Below are 761 nucleotides of genomic sequence, written 5' to 3' on the forward strand. Positions count from 1 at the left end.
CAAGGACATGCATGAACGTATTGTTGGGCCAAAATTTATGCTTCTTGTTTTTTCGTTCGAAAATATCAAATAAAATAAACAGAGCAATATGATATAGAGCATAAATCATATATTGAGCAATATTATGACCAGTAATGTGCCAAATTCCCATGACAAAAAAGTTTAAAAAGACGCCAATATATGAAATCATATAGCGATTTTTAATGAGCTTTTTCTTTGTTGCAAAAAAGACAAATCGCATGTAAATAAAATCACGGAGCCAGAATGATAAGCTCATGTGCCAACGATTCCAGAAGTCTTTAATATTCCGACTGATAAACGGTTTATTAAAGTTTTCTGGTGTTTTAATACCCATCATATAACTGACACCAATTACGAATGAGCTATAACCTGCGAAGTCAAAGAATAGATATAAACTATAGCTATACATGTAAATCATATTTGATAAAATTGTGTTTTGGTGAGCTAATGTTGCATCCATAATATTTTCTTTTATTAGGTAAGCAAGTATAAATTTATACAGAAAACCTTGAAAAATACGGTTAATACCCATGTATAGTAGATTTTGATATTCTTCAGCACTTGGTGGTTTTTGAATATCTTTTTGGAACCTGCGATACCGATCGATAGGTCCGGTCGAAATAGCAGGGAAGAACAAAATGAATTCCCAGAAATTAAAAAATGAGCATTCTTTAATTAAGCCATCGCGAATTTCAAATACCATTTGTACCGCCCTGAATGTTACATAAGATATACCAGTA

Annotated in this window: 1 protein-coding gene; it reads right to left on the minus strand. The window is 31.9% G+C overall.

From position 1 onward, the window contains the following. The coding region (locus AC1DJR_RS32190) for an MBOAT family O-acyltransferase (protein WP_477004492.1) at positions 1 to 761 on the minus strand (761 nt) is incomplete at both ends.

It is taken from the genome of Bacillus sp. 05T31, from assembly GCF_056396725.1.